This is a genomic window from Kitasatospora sp. NPDC001119, from assembly GCF_053598475.1.
The window spans coordinates 1-2567 of record NZ_JBSFKI010000093.1; the positions used below are offsets into that span (position 1 = coordinate 1).

A 2567-nucleotide genomic window follows, 5' to 3' on the forward strand; every position below is an offset into this window, starting at 1 on the left:
CCTATGAGCCCTTCACCCGCCCGCTCAACCTCTCGGCATCGCCTGACCAGACACACTCACAAGATCACCAGACTTTGCAACGGCCCTGACATCTGGTGTGCCCGGCGCCTCCGAGCACCCCCAGACAAACGGACTTTTGATGCAAATCGCCATGGCTGAAAGTAGGACATTGATCACCTGTGGTCATTATTGCTAGAAACAATAGTGCACACTTACCAATGGGGCGCGCGGATACCACTGCCACAGAAAATAGGATGTTTTATCTAGCAATGCTGCAGAAATGCAGAACATGGGGGGATTATGCACTTTCGACTTCTAGGGAATCTCGAAGTGGCTACCGGTCGGAGCGGATCCATCCTACTTCCGCCAAAACTCCGCACGATACTCGCTATGCTTCTGATCTCCGAAGCGCGCACAGTCCCGGTCGACCGGCTCATCGATGAGCTCTGGCTTGATCGCCCCCCTACCACCGCGATGGCCACCATCCAGACCTACATCTACCAGCTACGAAAGGCGCTCAACGGGGGGAAGCAAATCGAGGGTGACGCCATTGCCCTGGTGACAGATACCTCTGGCTATGCGCTGATCACCCCACCGGAAACCGTGGATGCACATGCTTTCCAAAGCCACTTCGAGGAAGGCCGCAGAAAACTGGAGGCGGAAAATTATCGCCAGGCCGCCTCGGAATTGAATCAGGCCCTCTCACTATGGCGCTCGTCCGTCTTGGCCGATGTCCCCAAGGGGCCGCTACTGGAATCGTATTCGGTTCGGTTAGAGGAAGCCAGACTCCAAGCCACGGAGCTCTACTTCGAAGCCCGCATCGGACTTGGCCAGTACCGTGATGTCATCCCCGAGCTGAAAGCACTCACGGTCAGCGATCCATTGAACGAGGGGATCCATGCCCGCCTCATGATCGCCCTGCATCACGCCGGCCGCCGACACGAGGCCCTGGATGTATACGGACGACTCCGATCCGCGCTGAAAAGCGATCTCGGGCTCGAGCCGTCAGCCCCAGTGCAACAGCTCCATCTGGCGCTACTGTCGGGTGACCTGACCATTGAGCAACCCCTGAGTGGACCGCCCGACCGCGCAGTCGCGCGCACCATTCCTACTCAACTGCCACCTGATATCTCAGACTTTACCGGTCGAGAAGCGATACTCAGCCAGATCGACCGCGCCCTTTTCCCGATCGACGGCGACACTGCACCGAAGGTAGTTTCGGTAACCGGCATGCCGGGAGTGGGAAAGTCGGCACTGATCGTCCACCTTGCCCACCGATTGCGGCGACGTTTTCCAGACGGACAGTTCTTCGCCTGCCTTACCGGAGCATCATTGTCCGGCGAATGCACCCCGACCGAGCCTTTTTCCATCCTCGGCGGATTCCTACAGGCGATCGGTTTCGCCCAGGACCAGATCCCGGGCGAATTAGACAGTCGGATCACTTTATTCCGAAACTGGTGCGCGGACCGGCGCGCACTGTTTGTACTAGACGATTCCGATTCAGAGGCACAGGTGAGGCCGTTAATCCCGAGCGGGGCCGACTGTGCCGTCCTGATATCCAGCCACGCGCCACTGCACGGCCTGAGCGGCAGTAGAAGCTTTGAGCTGGAGCCGCTTACTGCGGACGATGCCGTGGAACTACTTTCCCGGGTCTCCGGCCAGAGATGGTCGCAGGATGATCGTGCGATCGCCCGCACGGTCGCCAAGCTCTGCGACTACCTGCCAATCACAGTTCGAGCCATCGGCTCGCGGCTCATGATGCCACAGCGAATGTCTCTGAATGGGGCTGCAATCAGGCTAGCCGACTGTCGACGGCGGATGGCTACCATCGTCTCAGGCGACATGAACCTGTGGACCCGTCTGGAGCGGTCCTACCGCCGCCTCCAAGATCATGACCGGCAGGCCCTGCTGAACCTGAGCGCCAGCGGGCGGCCAAAGTTCCTGGCCTCAGAAGCGGCCGCGCTGCTGGATCTGAAGCTCGTCACTGTCGAATCACTGCTCGAACGACTCCACGATGCGCGCTTTCTGGTGCCTTCCGCCTCCGACGACGGCAGCGAGATCAGCTACCGGCTTATGGAAACCGTCCGCTTGTTCCTCCTTGAGCGCCGCGAGGAAGAGCACCGCGCAGCAGCCTTCGGTGACAGCGTGGCGCGAAACGCCCCGCTTTGTCGGGTTAGCCTGAGAAAGTAGGGGGTAGTTAATCAACTGCGTGCCGTGATTCGTTGGCGGTGATCTTCGCGGGCATGGAGTCCGCGAAGATCACCGCCATGTGTGTCTGTGCGCGCAAGCCGTCCTATGACTCGTCATTGACGGACTCCCAGTGGGCGACGATCGAGCCGTTGCTCCCGGTGCGGGATCCCCGTCGGGCGGGCCGGCGGCTGAAGTTCCCGCAGCGGCTGGTCAGGGACACCGTGCTGTACGTGCTGGTCAGTGGACGCGCATGGCGATTGGTGCCACGCGATCTGGCGCCGCGCTGCTGGTCGCCGCCGCGGCGGTCGCCGGCGCGCGCCCGTACGCGGCCATCGGCCTGTGGTCCGCGAACGCTCCGCAGCACACCCTGGCCCGGC

2 protein-coding genes are annotated in these 2567 nt (G+C 61.1%); both read left to right on the top strand.

Annotation, left to right across the window (positions count from 1 at the left end):
* The first annotated feature begins 300 nt into the window (after positions 1-300).
* Positions 301-2190 (top strand): BTAD domain-containing putative transcriptional regulator, encoded by a 1890-nt coding sequence (locus tag ACWDD9_RS43790; RefSeq protein WP_449814780.1) that lies wholly within the window; start codon positions 301-303, stop codon positions 2188-2190.
* Between the two features lie 77 nt (positions 2191-2267).
* Positions 2268-2567: transposase (locus tag ACWDD9_RS43795; protein WP_449814781.1), on the top strand; the 300-nt coding region annotated here is incomplete at its 3' end.